At 59.0% G+C, this 22,651-nt stretch carries 20 protein-coding genes; 11 read left to right on the forward strand and 9 right to left on the reverse strand.

What is annotated here, in order from left to right:
* Positions 1–169 precede the first annotated feature (169 nt).
* Positions 170–895, forward strand: a complete 726-nt coding sequence (fnrN, locus tag ASD46_RS19120) for a transcriptional regulator FnrN (protein ID WP_003515395.1) — start codon at positions 170–172, stop codon at positions 893–895.
* Positions 896–1,278: 383 nt separating this feature from the next.
* Here the strand turns inward: fnrN and ASD46_RS19125 are convergent, their stop codons facing one another.
* Positions 1,279–1,701 carry a hypothetical protein gene (locus ASD46_RS19125; RefSeq protein ID WP_003515396.1) on the reverse strand — a complete coding sequence of 141 codons (423 nt, stop codon included), beginning with the start codon at positions 1,699–1,701 and terminating at the stop codon, positions 1,279–1,281.
* Between the two features lie 138 nt (positions 1,702–1,839).
* Between ASD46_RS19125 and ASD46_RS19130 the strand changes: the two genes are divergently transcribed.
* The 6 genes from ASD46_RS19130 (at position 1,840) to ASD46_RS19155 (ending at position 8,482) form a co-directional block, all read left to right on the forward strand.
* Positions 1,840–3,699: a PHA/PHB synthase family protein gene (locus ASD46_RS19130; protein WP_025593530.1), complete on the forward strand. Its 1,860-nt coding sequence runs from the start codon at positions 1,840–1,842 to the stop codon at positions 3,697–3,699.
* 30 nt (positions 3,700–3,729) lie between these two features.
* Complete coding sequence (gene sfsA / locus ASD46_RS19135) at positions 3,730–4,449, forward strand: DNA/RNA nuclease SfsA (protein ID WP_025593532.1); 720 nt, start codon at positions 3,730–3,732, stop codon at positions 4,447–4,449.
* Positions 4,450–4,480: 31 nt separating this feature from the next.
* On the forward strand, positions 4,481–5,314 hold the full coding sequence (gene map / locus ASD46_RS19140) for a type I methionyl aminopeptidase (RefSeq protein ID WP_025593534.1): 834 nt from the start codon (positions 4,481–4,483) through the stop codon (positions 5,312–5,314).
* Between the two features lie 12 nt (positions 5,315–5,326).
* Positions 5,327–6,172 carry a RadC family protein gene (radC, locus tag ASD46_RS19145; RefSeq protein ID WP_025593535.1) on the forward strand — a complete coding sequence of 282 codons (846 nt, stop codon included), beginning with the start codon at positions 5,327–5,329 and terminating at the stop codon, positions 6,170–6,172.
* Between the two features lie 146 nt (positions 6,173–6,318).
* A complete protein-coding gene (locus ASD46_RS19150; protein ID WP_003515401.1) occupies positions 6,319–6,741 on the forward strand; it encodes a TadE/TadG family type IV pilus assembly protein in 423 nt (140 codons plus the stop codon).
* A gap of 1 nt (position 6,742) precedes the next feature.
* Positions 6,743–8,482 (forward strand): TadG family pilus assembly protein, encoded by a 1,740-nt coding sequence (locus ASD46_RS19155; protein ID WP_003515402.1) that lies wholly within the window; start codon positions 6,743–6,745, stop codon positions 8,480–8,482.
* Between the two features lie 67 nt (positions 8,483–8,549).
* On the opposite strand, the gene ASD46_RS19160 is transcribed toward ASD46_RS19155, so the two are convergent.
* From ASD46_RS19160 to rpiA, 4 genes are all read right to left on the reverse strand, one after another.
* The gene (locus ASD46_RS19160) at positions 8,550–9,926 is read right to left on the reverse strand and encodes a class II 3-deoxy-7-phosphoheptulonate synthase (protein ID WP_003515403.1); all 1,377 of its coding nucleotides are present in this window, start codon (positions 9,924–9,926) and stop codon (positions 8,550–8,552) included.
* Positions 9,927–10,176: 250 nt separating this feature from the next.
* Positions 10,177–11,565, reverse strand: a complete 1,389-nt coding sequence (gor, locus tag ASD46_RS19165; RefSeq protein WP_025593539.1) for a glutathione-disulfide reductase — start codon at positions 11,563–11,565, stop codon at positions 10,177–10,179.
* A 168-nt stretch (positions 11,566–11,733) separates the two neighbouring features.
* Positions 11,734–12,300 (reverse strand): DUF2059 domain-containing protein, encoded by a 567-nt coding sequence (locus ASD46_RS19170; protein ID WP_013636215.1) that lies wholly within the window; start codon positions 12,298–12,300, stop codon positions 11,734–11,736.
* 16 nt (positions 12,301–12,316) lie between these two features.
* A complete protein-coding gene (gene rpiA / locus ASD46_RS19175; protein WP_003515412.1) occupies positions 12,317–13,012 on the reverse strand; it encodes a ribose-5-phosphate isomerase RpiA in 696 nt (231 codons plus the stop codon).
* A 192-nt stretch (positions 13,013–13,204) separates the two neighbouring features.
* On the opposite strand from rpiA, the gene ASD46_RS19180 reads away from it, so the two are divergent.
* Both ASD46_RS19180 and ASD46_RS19185 read left to right on the forward strand, forming a co-directional pair.
* A complete protein-coding gene (locus ASD46_RS19180; RefSeq protein WP_025593541.1) occupies positions 13,205–13,906 on the forward strand; it encodes an HAD family hydrolase in 702 nt (233 codons plus the stop codon).
* Positions 13,907–13,929: 23 nt separating this feature from the next.
* Positions 13,930–14,502, forward strand: coding sequence for a hypothetical protein (locus ASD46_RS19185; protein WP_025593542.1), 573 nt, complete (start codon positions 13,930–13,932; stop codon positions 14,500–14,502).
* Between the two features lie 68 nt (positions 14,503–14,570).
* On the opposite strand, the gene ASD46_RS19190 is transcribed toward ASD46_RS19185, so the two are convergent.
* The gene (locus tag ASD46_RS19190) at positions 14,571–16,508 is read right to left on the reverse strand and encodes a L,D-transpeptidase family protein (RefSeq protein ID WP_076845397.1); all 1,938 of its coding nucleotides are present in this window, start codon (positions 16,506–16,508) and stop codon (positions 14,571–14,573) included.
* Positions 16,509–16,916: 408 nt separating this feature from the next.
* On the opposite strand from ASD46_RS19190, the gene fumC reads away from it, so the two are divergent.
* Together fumC and ASD46_RS19200 are read left to right on the forward strand one after the other, a co-directional pair.
* Positions 16,917–18,308, forward strand: coding sequence for a class II fumarate hydratase (fumC, locus tag ASD46_RS19195; protein WP_025593546.1), 1,392 nt, complete (start codon positions 16,917–16,919; stop codon positions 18,306–18,308).
* Between the two features lie 208 nt (positions 18,309–18,516).
* Positions 18,517–19,449 (forward strand): alpha/beta hydrolase, encoded by a 933-nt coding sequence (locus ASD46_RS19200; RefSeq protein WP_025593548.1) that lies wholly within the window; start codon positions 18,517–18,519, stop codon positions 19,447–19,449.
* Positions 19,450–19,515: 66 nt separating this feature from the next.
* On the opposite strand, the gene ASD46_RS19205 is transcribed toward ASD46_RS19200, so the two are convergent.
* The 3 genes from ASD46_RS19205 to tpiA all read right to left on the reverse strand — a co-directional run bounded on the left by ASD46_RS19205 (position 19,516) and on the right by tpiA (position 22,648).
* Complete coding sequence (locus ASD46_RS19205) at positions 19,516–21,153, reverse strand: CTP synthase (RefSeq protein ID WP_035198927.1); 1,638 nt, start codon at positions 21,151–21,153, stop codon at positions 19,516–19,518.
* Positions 21,154–21,303: 150 nt separating this feature from the next.
* Positions 21,304–21,762, reverse strand: coding sequence for a preprotein translocase subunit SecG (gene secG / locus ASD46_RS19210; RefSeq protein ID WP_003515429.1), 459 nt, complete (start codon positions 21,760–21,762; stop codon positions 21,304–21,306).
* A gap of 115 nt (positions 21,763–21,877) precedes the next feature.
* Positions 21,878–22,648 (reverse strand): triose-phosphate isomerase, encoded by a 771-nt coding sequence (gene tpiA, locus ASD46_RS19215; RefSeq protein ID WP_003515430.1) that lies wholly within the window; start codon positions 22,646–22,648, stop codon positions 21,878–21,880.
* Between the last annotated feature and the right edge of the window lie 3 nt (positions 22,649–22,651).

Below are 22,651 nucleotides of genomic sequence, written 5' to 3' on the forward strand. Positions count from 1 at the left end.
TTGAGTAACGGCTGCGACAGTTTGCAACTTTGACTTCAATCAAATTGCACCTTAAGTTCTTGCTAAAGTAGACGCGGGGGCGACGACTACGCGGCGCAAGCCTTCGAAAAGACCGGATTTTACACCTGCGGTCGCATTCGTCCCTTAAAGCCAGCATCGGAAAAGGCTGATGGACACGCTACAGAAGACCATCCACAATTCGGAATATCCCGTCGTATGCCGCTCCTGCGAGGCGCGTCACGGTGGTCTTTGCAGCACGTTGACGCCGCAGCAGCTCTGCGACCTCAACCGTCATTCCAGCCGTAAGAAGCTGGAAGCGGGCAACGAGCTGCTTGCCCAGGGGGAGCTCGTCAGCTCCTACGGCAACATTCTCAACGGCGTGGTGAAGCTCTCGAAGATGATGTCGGATGGCCGCCAGCAGATCGTCGGCCTGCAATTTGCACCGGATTTTCTCGGCCGCCCGTTCATGGCGGAAAGCAAGATGACAGCGGAAGCCGCAACCGATGTGGAAATCTGCCTGTTCCCGCGCCGCATCGTCGACCGCATGGTTTCCGAAGTGCCGGATATGGAACGTAAGCTTCACAGCCAGTCTCTGAAGGAACTGGATGAGGCGCGCGACTGGATGCTGACACTTGGCCGAAAATCGGCACAGGAAAAGGTTGCCAGCTTCCTTTATATGATCGCCACGCATATCGATCCGGAAAAGGACGATAAATCAACGTTCGACCTGCCGCTATCGCGCGCAGACATAGCTGACTTCCTTGGTCTCACCATCGAAACAGTTAGCCGGCAAATGACTAAGCTGCGCAAGGAAGGCACGATTAGCATCGAGAACAACCGTCATATTACAGTGCCGGACCTCGATATGCTCAGCGAAGCCGCCGGAAACGACTGACCGGCGTTTTTCAACTTTCATCGTCCCTGAGGCGCTGACGTTCCGATGTTGATGTACGGCGCCCGCGCCTGCGCGGGTGCGAGCGCAAAACCGGCAAGAACCAGCAAAGCAGCGATGCATCTCATGATATTTCACCCTGTCTACCGCTTTTTCAGCGGCCTGTTTGTTATGACCGCATCATAAGCGGCAAAGCGCATCCATCCGCTTAACATCTTCAGTAAGCATATGGTTCAAAGGCAGGGTAAATAAGGGGTTATGAGAACGGCTTGGTAACAGAATGAAGCACAAGGATTGCCGTTATCCTCGGCCTTGTGCCGAGCGAATCTCGAGATCCACAGGTTGTCGATTCTCGGTAAAGGCCCCAGAACGACGAACGGAATACCTCACTGCGTAACAGGCGTCGCAACCGGCTTCTGGTTTTCGCCAAGCGCCCGCAATTCCGCGACTCGGCGTTTGTATTCAGCTTCCGAAATCTGGCCGTTGCGGCGTGCAGCACCGAGGCGCGACAGGTTCGATTCCATTTTGGACGCCTCGTCATCCCCCATCTGGCTGCCGGCAGCCGTAATCGGCGCTGAAAAGCTTGGATAGGTGCCGGTATCGCGTCTCTGGCTCACCACATTGTCGCTGACGGGGCGCGGGCCGACGATCTGGGCTTGCGGGTGGGGCATATGGGCCGGTGCGACGATCGGTGCCGGGGTCTTGCAGGCGGCAAGTACTGTAACGAGCATGGCGCCGGAAAGCGAAAGAAGGGCGATCCTTCCAGCGTTTTCCGCAAATCTTCCCCATGTACCCATGTGCTTGCCCATCGTCATGTTCCGCCTGTAAGGATATCGCCGATATCGAATTCGACTGCGGTTCGGCTCTTCGTGGCCTCCCCTTGCTGGTGGAACTTGTATTCGTTTTCATGCAGAATGTGCAAACACAAATTTGGTGGAGGACAGCGCATGGCAGGTGTTGACGGCGGGGCAGAGAAAAAGGGTGGCAAAACGCCCGGTTTCGACGCCACATCCGCCGAGGCTTACCTGATTCGCGACCCGGAAGCCTTTGCGGTCAACATCGCCCGCGCGCTGGAAAACCTCGGCAAAGCCGCGTCCGAATGGCTGGCACCCCGCGAACGCGGTGAAATTCCGCAGACCAGCGCCGATCCGATGACCGACCTCGTCAAGACGCTGTCCGACGTCGCCGAATATTGGATGGCTGAACCGAAGCGCTCGCTCGAAGCGCAGACCCATCTGCTTTCCAGCTATTACGATCTGTGGACAAAATCGGTGGCGCAGTTTTCGGAAGATGCCGATTCCCGCTCGGAAAAAGCCGCACAGACCGGCCCGGCAGAGCGAAAGAACAGGCGTTTTGCCGACGCGGACTGGCAGGCCAATCCATTTTTCGATTTTCTCCTCAAAGCCTATCAGACCACCGTCGGTTTTGCCGACCGGATGGTTATGGAAGCCGAAGGGCTGGACGAGCACACCCGCACCAAGGCGTTGTTTTACATGCGCCAGGTGACGGAAGCCCTCTCGCCGGCCAACTTCGTCTTCACCAATCCGCAGGTCTTCCGCGAGACGGTCGCGTCCAGCGGGGCCAATCTCGTCAAGGGCATGGCACAGCTTGCCGAAGATGTCGCGGCCGGCCACGGCCATCTGAAACTGCGCCAGACCGATTACAGCAAATTCGTCATCGGCCAGAACATCGCCATCACATCAGGCAAGGTGGTTGCCAAAAGCCCGCTCTGCGAGATCATCCATTACGCGCCGACGACGAAAAAGGCCCTCAAACGGCCGCTGCTCATCGTGCCGCCATGGATCAACAAATTTTATATCCTCGATCTCAACCCACAGAAATCCTTCGTTAAATGGTGTCTCGATCAGGGTCACAGCGTGTTCATGGTCTCGTGGATCAACCCGGACGCCAGGCTGGCCGACAAGGGTTGGGAGGACTATATTCGCGAAGGTATCGATTTCGCCCTCGACACGATCGAGGAGCAAACCGACGAAAAAGAGATCAATGCCATCGGGTATTGCGTCGGCGGCACGCTTTTGTCTTCGGCCCTGGCATTGCATGCGCAGGAAGGCAATGAGCGCATTCGCAGCGCCACACTTCTCGCAGCCCAGACGGATTTCATCCATGCGGGCGACCTCAAGGTCTTCATCGACGAAGGCCAGCTCGCCGCGCTCGACAGGCACATGCAGGCCGTCGGTTATCTCGATGGCTCGATCATGGCCACAGTCTTCAACATGCTGCGCGCCTCCGATCTTATCTGGCCCTATATGGTCGATAATTATCTGCGCGGCACGGAACCCCTGCCCTTCGATCTCCTCTACTGGAATTCCGATTCTACCCGGGTGACCGCTGCCTGCCATTCCTTCTATCTGCGCAATTGTTATCTCGACAACAATCTCGCCCGCGGGCTGATGCGCGTGGCGGACAAACGGATCAACCTCGGCGACATAAAAATCCCCGTCTATGATCTCGCCACCCGCGACGACCATATCGCGCCAGCGAAATCGGTCTTCACGGGGGCGGCACTGTTCGGCGGCCCCGTGGAATTCGTGCTCGGCGCTTCCGGCCACATAGCCGGTGTGGTCAATCCGCCGCAATCCGAAAAATACCAATATTGGACAGGCGCATCACCATCCGGAGACTTCGATGCCTGGCAGGCTGCAGCTACGGCCCACAAGGGATCATGGTGGGTGCACTGGCAAAACTGGATCGAAAGCCAGAATGGCGAGAAGGTAATGGCAAGGGCGCCGGGAGACGGCAAGCGACCAGTGCTCGGCGATGCACCTGGAACCTACGTCCTGTCCTGACCAGCCCCCACCTCTCACCTTTCAGGCCACATGCTCTTCACGCCCCCACTCGTTCCCGCCACGCTGATCGCCCGCTACAAGCGTTTCCTCTTCGACGCCGTTCTGGAGGACGGCACGGCGATTACAGGCTCCTGCCCCAATACCGGCTCCATGCGCGGATTGACCACGCCCGGCTCGCGTATCTGGCTGTCCGAACATGACAGCCCAACCCGCAAGTACCGGCATATGCTGGAAATGGTCGAGGCCGATGGCACCGTGGTCGGCATCAATACCGGCATGCCGAACCGGCTGGCGGAAGAAGCGATCCTCAATGGCCGCATCCCGCAGCTTGCCGGCTATTCGACGATCCGGCGCGAGCAGAAATACGGCCGCAATTCCCGCATCGATTTCCTGCTTTCCGAAATCGGGCGGCCGGATGCCTATGTGGAAGTAAAAAACGTGCATTTCATGCGCGAAAAAGGTCTGGCCGAATTCCCTGATACCGCCACCAAACGCGGCGCCAAACATCTGGAGGAGCTCGGCGACGCAGCGGAGGCCGGTCACCGCGCGGTAATGCTCTATCTCATTCAGCGCAACGATTGCGACCGGATGCGCATCTGCGATGATCTGGATCCGGTCTATGGGCTGGCGTTTCAGCGAGCCATGTCGCGCGGCGTGGAGGCCTATGCGGTGAAATGCGACGTTTCCCCGGCACAAATTTCAGTCACGGGAACGGTTAAGATGGACGAATGGCGTCCGGCTGTTTTATGAACAGGGACGTGAAGAGACAGAAAGCACTATGATGGTCACCTATATCGACGCAGCCTCCGCCCCCCTCAAGAATACCGGCGTCATCCGCCTTTATACCCCTGAGGATTTCGACGGGATGCGCAAGGCGTGCCAGCTGACGGCGCGTTGCCTCGACGAACTGGCGGCAATCGTCAAGCCGGGTGTGACGACTGATGCCATCGACCGTTTCGTCTTCGAGTTCGGCGCCGACCATGGCGCTTTGCCGGCAACACTGAATTACCGCGGTTATACGAAATCCGTCTGCACCTCTATCAACCATGTGGTCTGCCACGGCATTCCGGACGCAAAGCCGCTGCGTGAAGGCGAAATCGTCAATATCGACGTGACCTATATTCTGGACGGCTGGCACGGCGATTCGAGCCGCATGTATCCGGTTGGCACGATCAAGCGCGCGGCTGAACGTCTGATGGAGGTGACCTATGAATGCCTGATGCTCGGCATCGCGGCAGTGAAACCGGGTGCGCGCACCGGCGCGATCGGCGCGGCTATTCAGGCCTATGCCGAGGCGGAACGTTGCTCGGTGGTGCGTGATTTCTGCGGCCACGGCGTTGGACGCCTGTTCCACGACACCCCCAATATCCTGCACTACGGCCGCCCGGACGAAGGCCCGGAGATTCGCGAGGGCATGATCTTCACCATCGAGCCGATGATCAACCTCGGCAAGCCGCATGTGAAGGTGCTCTCCGATGGCTGGACGGCAGTAACGCGCGACCGCTCCCTTTCCGCGCAATACGAACATGCGGTCGGCGTAACCGCGACCGGTTGCGAAATCTTCACACTGTCGCCGGGCGGCTTTGACCGTCCGGGCCTGCCGCCACTCGCATAAGGCCAGACCGCCATGGCAAAACGCCCTGCCCCGCCTTCCGCCGATCTTCCATCGACCTCCGGCTTTCAGGCGGGAAACGGCGATCTGTTCGACGGAACGGATGAGCGCGGCTTCTTTGCCGAACCGCGAAGTGCGGTGAAGAAGGCCTCGGAACACCCCGCAGCCGTTGCGGAGCCGGAAGCGGAGATCGCACACTATCACGGCCATAGGGACAGGCTGCGGGCGCGTTATCGCGACGGCGGCGATACTGCCCTTGCCGATTACGAACTGCTGGAGCTTCTGCTTTTCCGGCTGATACCGAGGCGTGATACCAAACCCATCGCCAAGGCGTTGATCGCCCGCTTTGGTACCCTTGGCGGGGTGCTCGGCGCGCCGCTGCCGCTGTTGCAGGAGGTGAAGGGCGTGGGTGAGGCCGTGGCGCTCGATCTGAAGCTCGTCGCCTCCGTTTCCCAGCGCATGCTGAAGGGCGAAATCCGCAACAAGCAGATTCTCGGCTCCTGGTCTTCGGTCATCGACTATTGCCATGCCGCCATGGCCCATGAAACCCGCGAACAATTCCGCATCCTGTTCCTCGACAAGCGCAACGTCCTGATCGCCGACGAGGTGCAGGGTCAGGGAACCGTGGACCACACGCCGGTTTACCCGCGCGAAGTGGTGCGCCGCGCCCTCGAACTTTCCTCTACGGCTTTGATTTTAATACATAATCATCCGAGTGGAGACCCTACCCCCTCGCGTGCCGATATCGAGATGACCAAAACCATCATCGATACGGCAAAGCCGCTGGGGATAGCGGTGCACGACCACATCATCATCGGCAAAGACGGCCACGCCAGCTTCAAAGGGCTTCGGCTGATCTGAAATTCATGGGTATCAACGCGAAGGCCTTTCCCGGCCTGCAACCCATAAGAGCGACATCAATACAAAATTAACACCTATAAATTAGCATTTCCGAAAATAAGAATAAAGGCATCTGACTTTGGTGCCTGAAGAAACGGGGGTGCTTTATGCGTAATGGAGTGCATTTCCTTCGTGATCGATCCGGCTCGTCCGCTGTCGAGTTCGCCATCGTCGCGCCGATTTTCTTTCTCGTCCTGCTGACCATGATTGCCTACGGTATCTACCTGATGGCCGCCTATTCTGTGCAGCAGATCGCCGCCGACGCGGCAAGGACGGCAGTTGCCGGACTGAATACGACCGAGCGCCAGCAGCTGGCCCGTGATTTCGTCACCAAAAGTGACCTCAGCTACGCCTTCATGGACAAGACGCGTTTCACGGTCAATGTCGCCACCGATCCCGCCAATGCCAACCAGTTTACGGTCAAGGTGGAATATGACGCCCGTGATCTGCCGATCTGGAGCCTCTACAGCTACACCCTGCCAGAGCCGGTCATCCGGCGTTTTTCCACAATCCGGATCGGAGGAGCATGACATGCAAAATATCTCTTCTTTGCTTCCCCGTTTCCTGAAGGATCGCACAGGCAACATCGCCATCTCGGCCGGGCTTACCGCACCACTTTTCATCGGCATATTGGCGCTTGGCGTCGACTATGGCTATCTGACCCTGCAGAAGCGGCAATTGCAGCAGACCGCCGATCTTGCGGCCATATCAGCGGCGGCCAATGCCGCTGATCCCGAAAAGGCGGTCCAGCAATATTTCGCCCTCAACGGCATGAATCTTGGGGTCAAGACACCGAATGGCCTCTTGACCGTGGACGGTCTTCAACCTTTCGACCCCTTGAACGAATTTGCCAAGAGCAATGGTTATGCCGAAGTCGTCAAAGGTCACTATGAGCCGGACGCGACCCTGCCTGTCGGCCAGCGTTTCGTCGAAAATGCACTTCCCACCAATGCGATGAAAGTGAATATCGTCGAAAAGGGCCAGATATTCTTTGCCTCCGCCTTCACCACGCCGCCCAAGATTTCCGCGGCCGGAACGGCCTCATCCCAAAAGATCGCGGCATTTTCGGTGGGCTCGCGACTGGCGAGCCTCGATGAAGGCATTTTGAACAGCCTGCTCGGCGGCCTACTCGGCACCACGGTCTCGCTCAAGGTTATGGATTACCAGGCGCTTGTGGCTGCTGATGTCAACGCGCTGCATGTCGTCGAAGCGCTGGCTGTCGATCTCAACCTGACAGCCGGCACCTACAAGGATGTCCTGAAGACGGAAATCACCTACGGCAAATTCCTGGACGCGCTGACGAAGACCACCGGCCTGCAGCCGGCTGTGGCCAACATTCTGAAGACGCTGGCAAAAACCGCCAACAAGAGCAACATCAAGCTCAAGCTTGAAGAAATCCTCAATCTCGGCCCGTTCTCGGACAAGCTGATCGGTAGCGGCGAAAACCTCAAGGTCACCGCAGGCGTCTTCGATCTTCTCAACGCCGCTGCCGTGGCAGGCAATGGCGGCAACCAGCTGGCGCTCAACCTCAACGCCAATCTTCTCGGTCTCGCCTCGGTCAAGACGACGCTCGCCATCGGTGAGCCACCCGTCGAAACGCCGTCGCTTGCCGTCGGCGGCCAGGGCACGGTGGTGCGCACCGCACAAACCCGGCTGGCGGTCAGTGTCGTGGTTGACGGGCTTCAGGCGATTGCCGGTCTGAAGGTCAATATTCCGCTTTATGTTGAAGTCGCCCATGCCGAAGCGCGGCTCGCCGACATTCGCTGCACGGGCGGCGGACAGGGTACGGTCGATGTCGAAGTCGTTCCCGGCGTCGCAGAAATCGCGCTTGGCAATGTCGATACCACGGCCTTTGCCAATTTCGGCAAGGATCCGCGCGTCACCAAGACCGCGATCGTGGATTCGGCCCTGCTCGCCATCAATGGCAGCGCCCTCATCAATGCCACGAACATGACGAAGACCAAGCTGACCTTCACCCAGTCGGATATCACCCAGGCCAAGATCAAGAGTGTTTCCACCAAGGATACCGTTACCACTCTTGTCAGTTCACTGCTGAAGAACCTCAATCTGGATATCAGGCTTCTCTTCCTCAACATCGATCTGGGAGGTCTGGCGGGCATCCAGTCAGCGCTTGCCAACACGCTCGCGGCAGTCACGGCGCCCGTGGATCAGCTGCTCTACAATGTGCTGCTGGTACTCGGCGTCAAGATCGGCGAAGCCGATGTGCGCGTCACCGACGTTCGCTGCCAGCAGCCGGCACTCGTCCAGTAATCAGGCCGACAACCATAAAAAAAGCCGCCGGCAGTATCCGGCGGCTTTTTTGTTTTATCTGCCTCTGTCAGGCAGTAGCAATTGCCAGACGCTTCTCGTCCCGGCCGCTCTTCATGCGCTCGGACAGAAGGAAGGCCAGTTCCAGTGCCTGATCGGCGTTGAGACGCGGATCGCAATGGGTGTGGTAACGATCCGACAGCGAATCCGCCGTCACGGCGCGGGCGCCGCCGGTGCATTCCGTCACGTCCTTGCCGGTCATCTCGATGTGGATGCCGCCCGGATGTGTGCCTTCGGCGCGGTGGATCTGGAAGAAGCTTTCGACTTCCGACAGGATGCGCTCGAACGGACGCGTCTTGTAGTGGTTGAGCGTGATGGTGTTGCCATGCATCGGATCGCAGGACCAGACGACCTTGCGGCCCTCTTTCTCCACGGCACGGATGAGCTTCGGCAGGCTGTCTGCAACCTTGTCGTGGCCGAAACGGCAGATCAGCGTCAGACGGCCGGCCTCGTTTGCCGGGTTCAGCGCGTCGATCAGCTCGATCAGATTATCAGGCGTCAGCGACGGTCCGCACTTCAGGCCGATCGGGTTCTTGATGCCGCGGAAATATTCCACATGCGCATGGTCGAGCTGACGCGTGCGGTCGCCGATCCAGATCATGTGGCCCGACGTGGCATACCAGTCACCGGAGGTCGAATCGACGCGGGTCAGCGCCTCTTCGTAACCGAGCAGCAGAGCCTCGTGGCTGGTGAAGAAATCGGTTTCGCGCAGGCTAGGATTGTTTTCTGCGCTGATACCGATTGCCTGCATGAAGTTCATGGTCTCGGAAATCCGGTCAGCCAGCTTGCGGTAACGATCCGCCTGCGGGCTGTCCTTGATGAAGCCGAGCATCCACTGGTGAACGTTTTCAAGGTTGGCGTAGCCGCCCATTGCGAAAGCGCGCAGCAGGTTAAGCGTCGCCGCCGACTGGCGGTACGCGTCGAGCTGACGCTCGGGGTTCGGCACGCGCGAGGTCTCATTGAACTCGATGCCGTTGATGATGTCGCCGCGGTAGGACGGCAGCGTCACCCCATCGAGCACTTCCACGTTCGAAGAGCGGGGCTTGGCGAACTGACCGGCAATACGACCGACCTTCACCACCGGCAGCTGCGCACCATAGGTCAGGACGACAGCCATCTGCAGGAAAGCGCGGAAGAAGTCGCGGATATTATCCGCGCCATGCTCGAGGAAGCTCTCGGCGCAATCGCCACCCTGCAACAGAAAGGCGTTGCCGTCTGCCACATTGGCAAGCTGCTTTTTCAGGCGGCGGGCTTCACCGGCAAAAACGAGCGGCGGATAGGTCGCAAGCGTGGCTTCCGTCGCCGCAAGCGCTGCCGCGTCAGGATATTCGGGAACCTGCTGGATCGGTTTCTGCCGCCAACTGCCGGGTGTCCAATTCTGTGCCATGTCCTTACCCTTTTCTCGCCCGCGCATTTGTGCACGACCGCCTCGAAAAATTGAGCGGCTTATAGCTCCAAGCACAGGCTTTGCATAGCCGATGTCAGGGCCATCGGGCCCATTCCGCCCGTTTTGGGCGTTTAACGTGCATAAAAGTCAATTTAAACGATTTAATAAACCCGCCACCACCCGGAGAACAACTGTTTTCAAGTGGTGGCGAGCAAAGCGGAGACGTGATCACGTCGCGCAAGCGACGGCGTTACACGCGCTCGCCGTTCACCACGCGGTAGCTTGGCGAATACATCGTCACCAGTTCCTCGGCCGCTGTCGGATGAACCGCCATGGTGCGATCGAAATCGTCCTTGGTGCATCCGGCCTTCAGCGTGATGCCGAGAAGCTGCGCCATTTCGCCTGCCTCGTGGCCGAGAATATGTGCGCCGACGACCTTACGGTTGGCGGCATTGACGATCAGCTTCATGATCGTCTTTTCCTGACGCCCGGACAGCGTTGCCTTCATCGGACGGAACTGCGCGCGATAGACTTCCAGTTCCGGGTATTTCTTGCCCGCTTCCTCTTCAGAAAGTCCAACCGTGCCGATTTCCGGCTGCGAGAACACCGCAGTGGCAATAAGCTCGTGGTCCGGCTTGGTCGGGTTGTTCTTGTACTCGGTTTCGATGAAGCACATGGCCTCGTGGATCGCCACCGGCGTCAGCTGTACCCGATCGGTGACGTCACCCAGTGCGAAGATACCAGGAACGTTCGTGCGCGAATACTCATCTACGATGATCGCGCCGCGCGCATCCACCTTCACACCGGCATTTTCAAGGCCTAGACCATGCGTATTCGGATCGCGACCGAGCGCCAGCATCACCAGGCCGACATGCAGCGAGTTGCCCTGCTTCGTGCGTGCCACAAAGCCGCCCGCACCGTCCTTGCTCACTTCCTGAATGACGTCTTCAAGAATGATGCGAATGCCCTTGGCTTCCATCGCTTCATGAAGGCCCTTGCGCATATCGTGATCGAAGCGCGAAAGGATTTCCTTGCCGCGATAGATCAGCGTCGTTTCGACACCGAGTCCGTGGAAGATATTGGCGAATTCCACGGCGATGTAACCACCGCCAGCGATCAGGATCGATTTCGGCAGTTCTTCCAGGTCGAAAGCCTCGTTGGAGGAGATCGTCAGCTCGTGGCCGGGCAGCGCCTTGTGTTCGTTCGGCGTACCGCCAACGGCAATCACGATACGCTCGGCCGTGAAGGTCTCACCAGTCTTCGTCAGCTTCACGGTATGCGCATCGACAAGCTCTGCACGGCTGTCGAAAATATCGGCCTTGGCGTTATCCAGACCCTTGCGGTACAGCCCTTCGAGACGGGTGATTTCCCTGTCTTTCGCTTCGATCAGTTTTTTCCAGTCGAAACGACGCTCGCCAACGCTCCAGCCGAAACCTTCGGCATCCTCGAAATGCTCAGGAAATTGCGAGGCATAAACGAACAGCTTCTTCGGCACGCAACCACGGATGACGCAGGTTCCGCCGTAACGGTATTCCTCGGCAATTCCCACACGCTTGCCGAGTGAGGCGGCAACGCGAGCGCTGCGCACCCCGCCCGAGCCGCCACCGATAACGAAAAGATCGTAGTCATAAGCTGTCATAGTCAAAACCCCTGATCAAAACCACGTGCCATCGGCCTCAAGGCGGGCTGTGGCGTATTCATGGCACATATAGGTGCTGCGACGCACAAATGAAAAGCCCGACCTTGCGGCCGGGCTTTGAATATTTCTGAACGTGAGCTTTGGGACCCGACGCTCTATCTATTTCACTCAGGGCTTGTGAGCCGGAGCGCCACCCGTGTTGCCCTGATCGGCCGGAAGCGGCTTCAGATCAGCGCCGGCCACCTTCTGCAATTCGGTCATGCTGGAGGTGTTCAGATCGCGGTTGATGCCCGCGGCCCAGATGTCGGCAGCCTTCATCAGTTCGCGCGTGGCGATAGGGCCGTCCTTCAGAAGCTTCTTGCCGGCTTCGCTGCTGTAGAAGGTGGAGATGGCGTTCAGCTCTTCGACGGAGAAGGCGCGCGCGTAGGTGAGTGCTGCCTCGCGTTCCAGATCGGCGCGGCGCGGCGCAAGCTCAAGTGCCTTGGCGTCGACAGTCGCGGTGATCGCGTCCTGCACATTCGGCGATGCCTGAATGAGTTCGGCCTTCAGACGTTCCGCCAGACCCGGCAGGATATCATCGAAACGGTCAGTAACGCCAAGAGAGGCGATCGCTTGCCGTGCGGCAGCGATATGCGCTTCCGAAATTTCCTGAGCGCGTGCGGCAGTACCGAACACGATGCCGGAAATGAGGATCGAAGCAGCGGCAGCTTTGCCCAGTCCCGCTAGTTTGATCATGAAAATCTCGCTCCTGTTATACTGCCTGCATCACGCGGGCGCCTTCAGGACCCGCAATGATGGCAAGCGATGCCAAATTTATGAAAAGTCCGTGCTCGACAACACCGGGGATAGTGTTCAGCTCGCGTGCAAGCGCTTCTGCATCAGGAATACGGCCAAAAGATGCGTCGAGAATGAGGTGTCCACCATCCGTCATGAAGGCGCCGTCGCCCGACGAACGCATCGTCAGGTCGCCCGACAGGCCGGACCGCGCCGCCAGTTTCTCGATGGCTATCTGTGTCGCCACCTGACCGAACGGATTGATTTCGATGGGAAGCGGAAAGGCGCCAAGCGTCTCCACAACCTTGCTCTGGTCGGCGATGACGATCATGCGGGCGGATGCCGCCGCTACGATCTTTTCGCGCAGAAGCGCACCGCCACCACCCTTGACGAGTCGCAGGCCGTGATCCACTTCGTCCGCGCCATCGATGGTAAGGTCCAGTTCCGGCAACTCATCGAGGGATTTCAGCGGCACACCAAGCTCCACGCAAAGGCGCGCGGTACGCTCGGATGTCGGCACGCCTTCGACCTTCAGGCCGGCAGCAACCTTTTCCGCCAGAAGCCTGACGAATTCCTCAGCTGTAGAGCCCGTGCCGATACCAAGTCGCATCCCGTCTTGCACATGGGACAATGCGGCCTCGGCGGCCTTGATCTTCATCTGGCGGGCATCCATGTGCCTGAAACTCCGGTAGCTTTGTCGTCGCCGTGCTGTTTACACGGGTCGAAAGCCAAACGAAAGCATTTTTGCAGGCAACGAACAGAACGTTGTGGCGCGGTTGCAAAGACAAAGCCGTTTGCCTAGGCTTGGCCACAACGAACGCACCGATATCATCGCCAAAAGCATTCTCTCAAGAGGCCAGTTCCCGTGACATCCCGCCCGCTCTCCCCGCTCGCCATCTTCGACCTCGATGGTACGCTCGTCGACACCGCCGCCGATCTCGTTACGAGCCTCAACCACACCATCGCCGCAGCCAGTCTTGCCCCCGTTACCTATGACGACCTGACGCATCTCGTCGGCCAGGGCGCGCGCGTGATGATCAAGCGGGCCTTCGCGCTGCGTCAGGTAGAATTGCCGGAAGCCGAACTGGAGCCGCTGTACGAGCGTTTCATTGACCATTATCGCGCGGAAATGCCCGGCGACAGCCGCCCCTACCCCGGCATCGTCAGCGTACTGGATGCGCTTTCGTCAGCTGGCATCACGCTCGCGGTCTGCACCAACAAGACCGAAATCCTTGCGCTCCCGCTGCTCGAAAAACTGGATCTCACCCGATATTTCGCCGCCATCACCTGTGGCGACACCTTCCCCTTCCGCAAGCCTGATGCGCGCCATATTCTCGGCACCATCGAAAAGGCTGGCGGCGACCCGCAGCGCTCGGTCATGGTGGGTGACAGCATCAACGACATTCTCGCCGCCAAAAATGCGGCCGTCCCGTCGATCGGCGTCACCTTCGGTTATTCGGATGTGCCGATGGCCGAACTCGAACCGGATGTCGTGATAGATGATTTTGCAACGCTAACGCCAGATCTGGTGGGAAGGCTGCTGACAGAACGCAACGCCGCTGCATAAATCGGAACACTCACAGGCTCGTCATGGTCGATCGCAATTTCCTTTTCCCTCGCACCGCCGTCGGCATTGTCGCTGTCGGCGATTCTGGCGAGGCCCTGCTTTTGAGGGCAATGCTGGAAAGCCTAGGCGCATCGGTAAGGCTTTATCTCCCCGGCACGCCGGAAGACATTCTGGTCTGCCTGAAACAACCAGATAACCCGCCGCCCTACCTCATCATCAGCGGTCATGGCGATGAAAACGGCCTAGTCGTCGGCGAGTGCGCCCCGGAGATAACCCGAACAGAACTGAAAGACGGCAGCATGGACGCCGACATTCTCTCTGGTAACATCGACCTGCGGGACACAGTGGTGTTCAGCACCGCCTGCTGCACGGGTTCGCAGGGTTTCGCCAAAGTATTCATCGAAGGTCGAGCACACGCCTACATAGCCTCACACGGCTATCCCGATGGTGCGGCAACGCCGCTTTTCGTTCATCTATTCTTTTACCAACTCCTCATCCGCAAATCATCGCTGGAAGATGCGCTGTTGAGCGCAAACATGCTCGACGGCGATGGCGAACTGGCATTCACGCTTTTTACGGCATCGTCGCTACGATAGTAACTGGCAGTCGCAGAAACAAAAAAAGCGCCGTTTCCGGCGCTTTCTTTTTCTCAATGAGATTTCTATCAAATCGACGCGGCCCGCGCCTTCGTCGTTACCGCAAACGCCTTCTGGACGTAGCTGTCACGGTCGTAGACGTCGTCGAAGAACTGCACCTTGCCGGCCTTGTCCGGCCAGGCAGTAAAATAGGCCACGTAGACCGGTATCTTCACCGGCACCTGCACGGCGCGGTTCTTGCCCGCTGCAATCTGCTCGTTGACCTTGTCGACGCTGGTGCCAAGAACCGCCGCCGCCATGCGGCGCGGGTCGACCAGACGGATACAGCCGTGGCTCAGCGCCCGCATGTCGCGGTTGAAGAAGCTCTTGGCAGGCGTATCGTGCATGTAAATGGCATGCGCATTCGGGAACAGGATTTTCAGGTCGCCCAGTGCATTGTCGCTGCTTGGCGGCTGACGCACCGAAATGGCGTTGGTCGAGCCGAACCAGTTGACGCTGGTAGAAGAAACCGCACGGCCACCCACCTGCACCTCATAACCCAGACGGTCGAGATAGGACGGATCGCGGCGCAGCTTCGGCAGCATCTCGTTGACGATGATCGACTGCGGAACGCCCCAATAGGGGTTGAATTCGACGGTCTGGATTTCGTCCTGGAAGAAGTAGGTCTGGTTGGCCTTGGAGCCGACCACCACCTTCATGCCGAACTGTTCCTGTCCGTCATTGTGGTAATAGGCCATGAAGGCGGGCTGGTTGATCAAGACATAGCGCTGGCCGAGATCGGCCGGCAGCCAGCGGATCTGCTCCATCGCCACCTGCACCTTGGCAATCCGGGCGTCGTTGCTTTCGCCGACCATGGCACGCACGGTCGCGCGGCCGATGACGCCGTCGGCCTTCAGGCCGTTTTCGCTCTGGAATGCCTTCACCAGATCAACGAGATCAGGCGTATAATCCGGCGTCTGCTGGTAGCCGGAAATGATCGCCGCATGTTCCGCCTTGAAGGCAGGCGAAGCGCGATGTTCGATTGCCTTGACGACGCTCGCCATGTCGCCGCTGCTGTTGCCGGGTTTCAGCACCAGATCGGCGGGAACCTTGACCGTGTTGGCCGCATCACCCTCGCTGCGCAACCGGGCCAGTTCGGCCTTCAGCGCCAGATATTCGGCGTTCGAAGGTTCACGGCTGCGCAGATAGGCTGCGATATCGGGGCTGAGGCCTGCAAGCTTCAGCACGGGCGCTAGGTTTACCGTCTTGCGCTTGAAATCGTGGTAACCGGACAGCCGGTTCGGATCGACACGGCCACGCGTCGTATCCTGCACATAGGCCAGAACCTTGGCGGAAAGCGCAAGCTCGAACTGCATCTGCGCGCGCTGATAGGCGTCGGAGGTCGATGCGGAAGCCACTTCCACCGGCGTGCCGGATGCGTTCGCGCCTGCGCTGATGCTGGCGGTCACGTCCTTTGCGGGTACTGAAATGCTGTAATCGGCCGGATCGAGGCCGCTTTCGCCAACAGTCTCCAAAAACGCCATGACGGCGTTCGCGCGGGCAGTCAGCTCGCCTTCCGAAACCCAGAGCGCCTTGCCGCCGGCACCGTAATAGGCTTCCAGAGCCTTGCCAATTTCGGGGGTGGCGCTGAACTTCACATTGGCAAGACCCTCGCCGAAATTGGCGGTGTTCACAGCGCGTGCGGTATCGGCCTTGTAATCGTAATAACGTGGACCGGAAACACGCGGCAGAGGCTCGGGATCGGATGCATCGGCGCTCGGTCCGACCGTCGGCGGCGAGGTGACGATACCGGCTGGCGGCATTTCACCGCGATCGCGCGCAACCTTGCCAGGCCCGCCACGCAAAAGGTCCATCAGCGTTACCGCGCCGGCGCTGCCGGGAAGAGCGGTGGAAACGGAAAGACCGAGAGCCAGCACCAGCGCTGCCGATGTTTTTCCAGATGTGACTTGCAATTTGATCCTCGTAGCACCCAGCGCCGCCAACGAAGACGGAGCATCCAGTTTCATGCTTGTCTAGCCGATAGACGGCCCGTTGAAAAGAAAACGCCGAAGTCCAGAACGCACCCGAAATGAACCTCATATTACGGCCAAAACCATAAAAACGTAATTTCCAGAATTGGCGAGAATGGTTAAATTTCTATTTATTTCATTCACTTTGCCGTGGTTGACCAAGCCGTTCCAAGCCGGCGAAACCCCAGTTTTCCGGGCTTTTATCGACGTAGTAAAAATGACACGCCAAGGTCTTTTTCTTAACCGGGCAGGATGAGCGCCAAAATCGCCCTGTCCCAAGGGAAATATCTGCCAGGCATGCCTCGCAACGCTTTCATTGCCAGCGCGATGATTCTATATATCGGCGCGCGCAAGGCGGGCGAAGTGCCGTTTTGGCGGAGGAAAACGAGTAAAAAGGCAAGATTGATGACAGCCACACGGACGGAAACCGATACATTTGGACCCATTGAAGTTCAGGCCGATCGCTATTGGGGCGCGCAGGCGCAGCGCTCGCTCGGCAACTTCAAGATCGGCTGGGAAAAGCAGCCCGCCTCTGTCGTTCGCGCGCTCGGCATCGTCAAGCAGGCCGCCGCCCGTGCAAACATGGCGCTTGCAGGCCTCGACCCCAAGATAGGCGACACCATCATCGCAGCCGCACAGGAAGTCATCGACGGCAAGCTGACCGAGCATTTCCCGCTGGTCGTCTGGCAGACCGGCTCCGGCACGCAATCCAACATGAATGCCAATGAGGTGATTTCCAACCGCGCAATCGAGATGCTCGGCGGCGAAATGGGCACCAAGAAGCCGGTTCACCCCAACGACCACGTCAATATGAGCCAGTCCTCGAACGACACCTATCCGACGGCAATGCACATCGCCTGCGTGGAAGAGATCGTTCACCACCTGCTGCCGGCCCTCAAGCACCTGCACACGGCGCTGGAAGCCAAGGTCAAGCAGTTCGAAAAGATCATCAAGATCGGCCGCACCCACACGCAGGATGCCACGCCGCTGACGCTCGGCCAGGAGTTTTCCGGTTATGCCGCGCAGGTCGCCTCGGCGATTGCCAATATCGAACTCACCCTGCCCGCACTTTCCAAGCTTGCCCAGGGCGGCACGGCGGTCGGCACGGGCCTTAACGCCCCCGTCGGTTTCGCTGAAAAGGTTGCCGAAGAGATTTCCAAGATCACCGGCCTGCCGTTCGTGACGGCGCCGAACAAGTTCGAAGCGCTTGCCTCGCACGATTCCATGGTGTTCTCGCACGGCGCGATCAATGCCGCAGCAGCAGCCCTGTTCAAGATCGCCAACGACATCCGCTTCCTCGGCTCCGGCCCGCGCGCCGGTCTTGGCGAATTGTCGCTGCCGGAAAATGAACCCGGCTCATCGATCATGCCGGGCAAGGTCAACCCGACGCAGTCGGAAGCGCTGACGCAGGTTTGCGCCCACATCTTCGGCAACAATGCAGCGCTCTCCTTCGCAGGCTCGCAGGGGCACTTCGAACTGAACGTCTATAATCCGATGATGGCCTACAACTTCCTGCAGTCGGTCCAGCTTCTGGGCGATGCCGCCGTCTCCTTCACCGACAACTGCGTCGTCGGCATCGAAGCCCGCGAAGACAACATCAGGAAGGGCGTCGAGAACTCGCTGATGCTCGTCACGGCTCTCAACAGCAAGCTCGGCTACGACATCTGCGCCAAGATCGCCAAGACCGCGCACAAGAACGGCACGACACTGCGCGACGAGGCCGTCGGCGGCGGATACCTCACGAATGAGGAATTCGATCAGTATGTGCGCCCGGAAAACATGATCGGCCCGAAGTAAGCCGGTCGGGATTATCGCTGGAATAGAGAACGGGCCTTCGGGCCCGTTTTTTGTTTGTTCGATTGACGGATGAGCGATGAGACCGTGGTGTAGGGTCAAAGCATTGGGATGTCCCGGTACTGACCACTCTTGGTGTTTTTAAATCGTCCCCGTAAGCTGTTCTTCCGCAGAGAATGCCGAAACCAGATGCACGATTGAGGATGACATCATGATCTGCCGCCGCAGCCTGCTTCTTGGTGGTGCCTTCCTCGCCACGGCCATGAAAGTCCCAAGTCTGTTTGCGCAAGGCGATCGGCAATGGATTTCGCTTTGGCCCGGCCCGCCTCCGGGAGGCGGTGGTCCGAACGGCGTCCCGAATATAAGCAAAAAAGGCGCTGTCACCAACATTGCCGTACCGAGCCTGGAGGTGTTCGCTCCCGCAAAGCCAAATGGTTCCGCAATGATCATTGCAGGTGGCGGTGGATATAAACGCATCGAGGAAGGCAAGGAGTCCTATCCCGCCGCACGCTGGCTCGCAGCCAGAGGCATTTATGCTTTTGTCCTCACCTACCGTCTGCCGATTGAAGGATGGGCTGCTGGACCGCTGGCACCGATTCAGGATGCGCAGCGCGCATTTCGTCTGGTGCGTGCACGCGCTTCGGACCGGCAGATCGATCCGTACAGGATCGGCGCACTTGGTTTTTCTGCGGGTGGGCACTTGATGGGGTTGGCCGCCGCCCGCTCGGCTCTTGCGTCTTACGAAGCAGTCGATGACATCGACATGCAATCAGCCCGGCCGGATGTTGCGGCCCTGATCTATCCGGTCATCACGCTTGCAGCGCCCTATGAACATACATCGACCCGGAGGTCACTTATCGGCAGGCACCCGACAGATGAGGCAACACGAGAGTGGTCAGTGGAAAGCCATGTGAGCAAAGATTGCCCTCCGGTCTTCCTCACGCAGGCGGATGACGACCGGATTTCCAATTCCGCCAATAGCCGTATCATGCAGCAGGCGTGCGAGAAGGCGGATGTCGATGTCGAATTTCACCCAATCATTTCTGGCGGCCACGGCTTCGGCATGGGCAAGCCCGGAACCCCCACGCAAGAATGGCCTGGATGGTATGAGGCATGGCTGAGGAAGCACAACCTTCTGGCCTGACGCTTTCTGTGCGCACCCCAATAAAAAAGGGCCGCAAAAGCGGCCCTCTCCGTATCATTCAAACCATCAAACCAGCCGGCTCTGCTCCACCGCCGCTTCAACGAAGCTGGCAAACAGCGGATGCGGGTCGAGCGGGCGGCTCTTGAGTTCCGGGTGGTATTGCACACCGATGAACCAGGGATGGTCAGGATATTCCACCGTTTCCGGCAGCACACCATCAGGAGACATGCCCGAGAAGACGAGGCCGCATTCTTCCAGCCGGTCCTTATAGTCCACATTCACCTCGTAACGGTGGCGGTGGCGCTCGGAAATATCCGTGGAACCGTAGATTTCGGCGATCTTCGTGTCCTTCTTCAGCGCTGCCTTGTAAGCGCCGAGACGCATGGTGCCGCCGAGATCACCCTTGGTGGAGCGCTTCTCCAGCTCATTGCCCTTTACCCACTCGGTCATCAGGCCAACGACGGGCTCAGCCGTCGGACCGAATTCGGTGGAGGAGGCATTCTCGATGCCCGCCAGATGACGCGCCGCTTCCACGACTGCCATCTGCATGCCAAAGCAGATCCCGAAATAGGGCACGTTGCGCTCACGGGCGAACTGTGCCGCCATGATCTTGCCTTCCGAACCGCGCTCGCCGAAACCGCCCGGCACCAGAATGCCGTTGACCTTTTCGAGATAGGGCGTCGGATCTTCCTTTTCGAAGACTTCCGACTCGATCCACTCCAGCTTGACCTTGACGCGGTTGGCAAAACCACCGTGATGCAGCGCCTCGATCAGCGACTTGTAGGCGTCCTTGAGGCCGGTATATTTGCCGACGATCGCAATCGTTACCTCGCCTTCCGGCGTGCGGATACGGTTGCAGACCTCTTCCCACTGTTCCAGACGCGGCTTCGGCGCCGGTTCGATACCAAAAGCGGCCAGCACTTCCGAATCGAGACCTTCATTGTGGTAGGCGATCGGAACGTCATAGATGTTGGCAACATCCAACGCCTGAATGACGGCGGAAGGACGCACGTTGCAGAACAGCGAAAGCTTGCGGCGTTCCGCTTCCGGGATTTCCCGGTCGGCGCGCACCAGCAGAATGTCGGGATGAATGCCAAGCGCCTGCAGTTCCTTCACGGAATGCTGGGTCGGCTTGGTCTTCAATTCGCCGGCCGCCGGAATGTAAGGCATCAGCGTCAGGTGAACATAGATTGCAGTGCCGCGCGGCAGATCGTTGCCGAGCTGGCGGATCGCCTCCATGAACGGCATCGCCTCTATATCACCCACTGTGCCGCCGATTTCGCAGATGACGAAGTCGTACTCGTCATTACCTTCGGTCACGAAATCCTTGATCTCGTTGGTGACATGCGGAATGACCTGAACGGTCGCGCCGAGATAGTCGCCGCGGCGTTCCTTGTCGATGATGTTCTTGTAGATCCGGCCAGTGGTGATGTTGTCGGTCTTGGTCGCCGAACGCCCCGTGAAGCGTTCATAGTGGCCAAGGTCGAGGTCCGTCTCGGCACCGTCGTCCGTCACAAACACTTCGCCGTGCTGTGTCGGGCTCATCGTGCCGGGATCGACGTTCAAATAGGGGTCAAGTTTGCGAAGCCGCACCCGATAACCACGGGATTGCAGCAATGCTCCGAGTGCCGCAGCTGCGATGCCCTTACCGAGAGAGGAGACCACGCCGCCTGTGATGAATACATATCGCGCCATGGGATTCACCGGATACCTTTTTACCTCTGATTCCGCCAGCCCAAATTTCATGCTGTTGCAAATTCGCTGTTGACGAATTGGCAATGGGATGTGGCGAAATGCGAACAAAAGAAAACCGGCAGGCTTTTGGCCTGCCGGAGCGTTAAATCATAACCGGGCTTATTGACCGGTCGGAACTGCGTTCGGATCGGCGGGCTTGGCCGGTGCCGGAGCGGCTTCACCAGCAGTGGCCGGCGCAGGCGCGGTCTGCGCAGGTGCTGCAGCGCCGCTGTTGGTCGGAACGCCATTCTCAGCCGGAGCCGGCGTTGCCGGCGTCTGTGCCGGGCCGAGCGTGTCGAGAATGCCGTTGCCCTGACCCTGCGTGGCGGGAATACGGTTCAGAATATCCGTCGGGCGCGATTCGTACCGGGTCAGAAGACCAAGTCCGAGCGACGTCACGAAGAACAGCGCGGCAAGGATACCCGTCGTGCGGGTCAGCGCATTGGCCGTTCCGCGCGCGGACATGAAGCCCGAACCGCCGCCGATGCCGAGGCCGCCGCCTTCGGAACGCTGGATCAGAACCACGCCGACAAGCGCCAGCACGATCATGAGGTGAATAACAATCAAAACGGTCTGCATGACAATCCATTCCATGCCCCGCGCGGAGCACTACAAAGAAGGTTTCGCGGCTCTTTACATGAGGCGAAGGCTTATTCCAAGCCCCTTTCCCGCCACTGTGGCAGGAAAGCGTGTCTCAAGCCGTCAGTTGCTCGTATGCCGCATAGATGGAAAGGAAGTCGGAGGCTTTCAAGCTCGCGCCGCCGATCAGTGCGCCGTCGACATTCTCGACACCCATCAGTTCCAGCGCATTGGCAGGCTTCACCGAGCCGCCGTAAAGAATCCGCATGGTCTTGCCTTCATCACCAAAGCGCTTGACCAGCTCGTCGCGCATGAAGGCATGAGCCTCGCGCACATCCTGCGTGGTCGGCGTCAGACCCGTGCCGATCGCCCAGACCGGCTCATAAGCGATGACGGTGTTTTCGGCGGTTGCCTCGTCCGGAAGCGATCCGGCGAGCTGGCGCTTGAGGATATCGAGCGTCTGGCCCGCCTTGCGCTCATCCGCCGTCTCGCCAATGCAGACGATGGCGATAAGATCGGCCTGATGGGCGGCAACGGCCTTGGCGCGGACCAGATGATCCGTCTCGGCATGGTCGGTGCGACGCTCGGAGTGGCCGACGATGACATGGGTGCCGAAGCAATCGGCAATCATCTCGGCGGAAATGTCACCCGTATGCGCGCCGGAAACATTCTGGTGGCAATCCTGTCCGCCAATCATCAGCGGGCTGTCGTCGCAGAGCGCGGTTGCCACATAAAGAAGCGTCGATGGCGGGCAGATCAGCGCATCCACCTTTTCGGAAAGCGCGCCCTTGACGCCCTCTGCCATGGCCTTGATCTGATCGAGCGACGAACGGGTGCCGTTCATCTTCCAGTTTCCGGCTACAAGCGGTCGAACATTCGGCGTCATGCG

Source organism: Rhizobium sp. Root491, from assembly GCF_001427205.1.
Lineage (GTDB): Bacteria > Pseudomonadota > Alphaproteobacteria > Rhizobiales > Rhizobiaceae > Agrobacterium > Agrobacterium tumefaciens.

What these genes read in the sequence shown, in the direction of transcription:
- fnrN (WP_003515395.1), top strand. Translation starts at nt 170, where the DNA reads ATGGACACGCTACAGAAGACCATCCACAATTCGGAATATCCCGTCGTA.
- ASD46_RS19125 (WP_003515396.1), bottom strand. Translation starts at nt 1,701, where the DNA reads ATGGGCAAGCACATGGGTACATGGGGAAGATTTGCGGAAAACGCTGGA.
- ASD46_RS19130 (WP_025593530.1), top strand. Translation starts at nt 1,840, where the DNA reads ATGGCAGGTGTTGACGGCGGGGCAGAGAAAAAGGGTGGCAAAACGCCC.
- sfsA (WP_025593532.1), top strand. Translation starts at nt 3,730, where the DNA reads ATGCTCTTCACGCCCCCACTCGTTCCCGCCACGCTGATCGCCCGCTAC.
- map (WP_025593534.1), top strand. Translation starts at nt 4,481, where the DNA reads ATGGTCACCTATATCGACGCAGCCTCCGCCCCCCTCAAGAATACCGGC.
- radC (WP_025593535.1), top strand. Translation starts at nt 5,327, where the DNA reads ATGGCAAAACGCCCTGCCCCGCCTTCCGCCGATCTTCCATCGACCTCC.
- ASD46_RS19150 (WP_003515401.1), top strand. Translation starts at nt 6,319, where the DNA reads ATGCGTAATGGAGTGCATTTCCTTCGTGATCGATCCGGCTCGTCCGCT.
- ASD46_RS19155 (WP_003515402.1), top strand. Translation starts at nt 6,743, where the DNA reads ATGCAAAATATCTCTTCTTTGCTTCCCCGTTTCCTGAAGGATCGCACA.
- ASD46_RS19160 (WP_003515403.1), bottom strand. Translation starts at nt 9,926, where the DNA reads ATGGCACAGAATTGGACACCCGGCAGTTGGCGGCAGAAACCGATCCAG.
- gor (WP_025593539.1), bottom strand. Translation starts at nt 11,565, where the DNA reads ATGACAGCTTATGACTACGATCTTTTCGTTATCGGTGGCGGCTCGGGC.
- ASD46_RS19170 (WP_013636215.1), bottom strand. Translation starts at nt 12,300, where the DNA reads ATGATCAAACTAGCGGGACTGGGCAAAGCTGCCGCTGCTTCGATCCTC.
- rpiA (WP_003515412.1), bottom strand. Translation starts at nt 13,012, where the DNA reads ATGGATGCCCGCCAGATGAAGATCAAGGCCGCCGAGGCCGCATTGTCC.
- ASD46_RS19185 (WP_025593542.1), top strand. Translation starts at nt 13,930, where the DNA reads ATGGTCGATCGCAATTTCCTTTTCCCTCGCACCGCCGTCGGCATTGTC.
- ASD46_RS19190 (WP_076845397.1), bottom strand. Translation starts at nt 16,508, where the DNA reads ATGAAACTGGATGCTCCGTCTTCGTTGGCGGCGCTGGGTGCTACGAGG.
- fumC (WP_025593546.1), top strand. Translation starts at nt 16,917, where the DNA reads ATGACAGCCACACGGACGGAAACCGATACATTTGGACCCATTGAAGTT.
- ASD46_RS19200 (WP_025593548.1), top strand. Translation starts at nt 18,517, where the DNA reads ATGATCTGCCGCCGCAGCCTGCTTCTTGGTGGTGCCTTCCTCGCCACG.
- secG (WP_003515429.1), bottom strand. Translation starts at nt 21,762, where the DNA reads ATGCAGACCGTTTTGATTGTTATTCACCTCATGATCGTGCTGGCGCTT.
- tpiA (WP_003515430.1), bottom strand. Translation starts at nt 22,648, where the DNA reads ATGACGCCGAATGTTCGACCGCTTGTAGCCGGAAACTGGAAGATGAAC.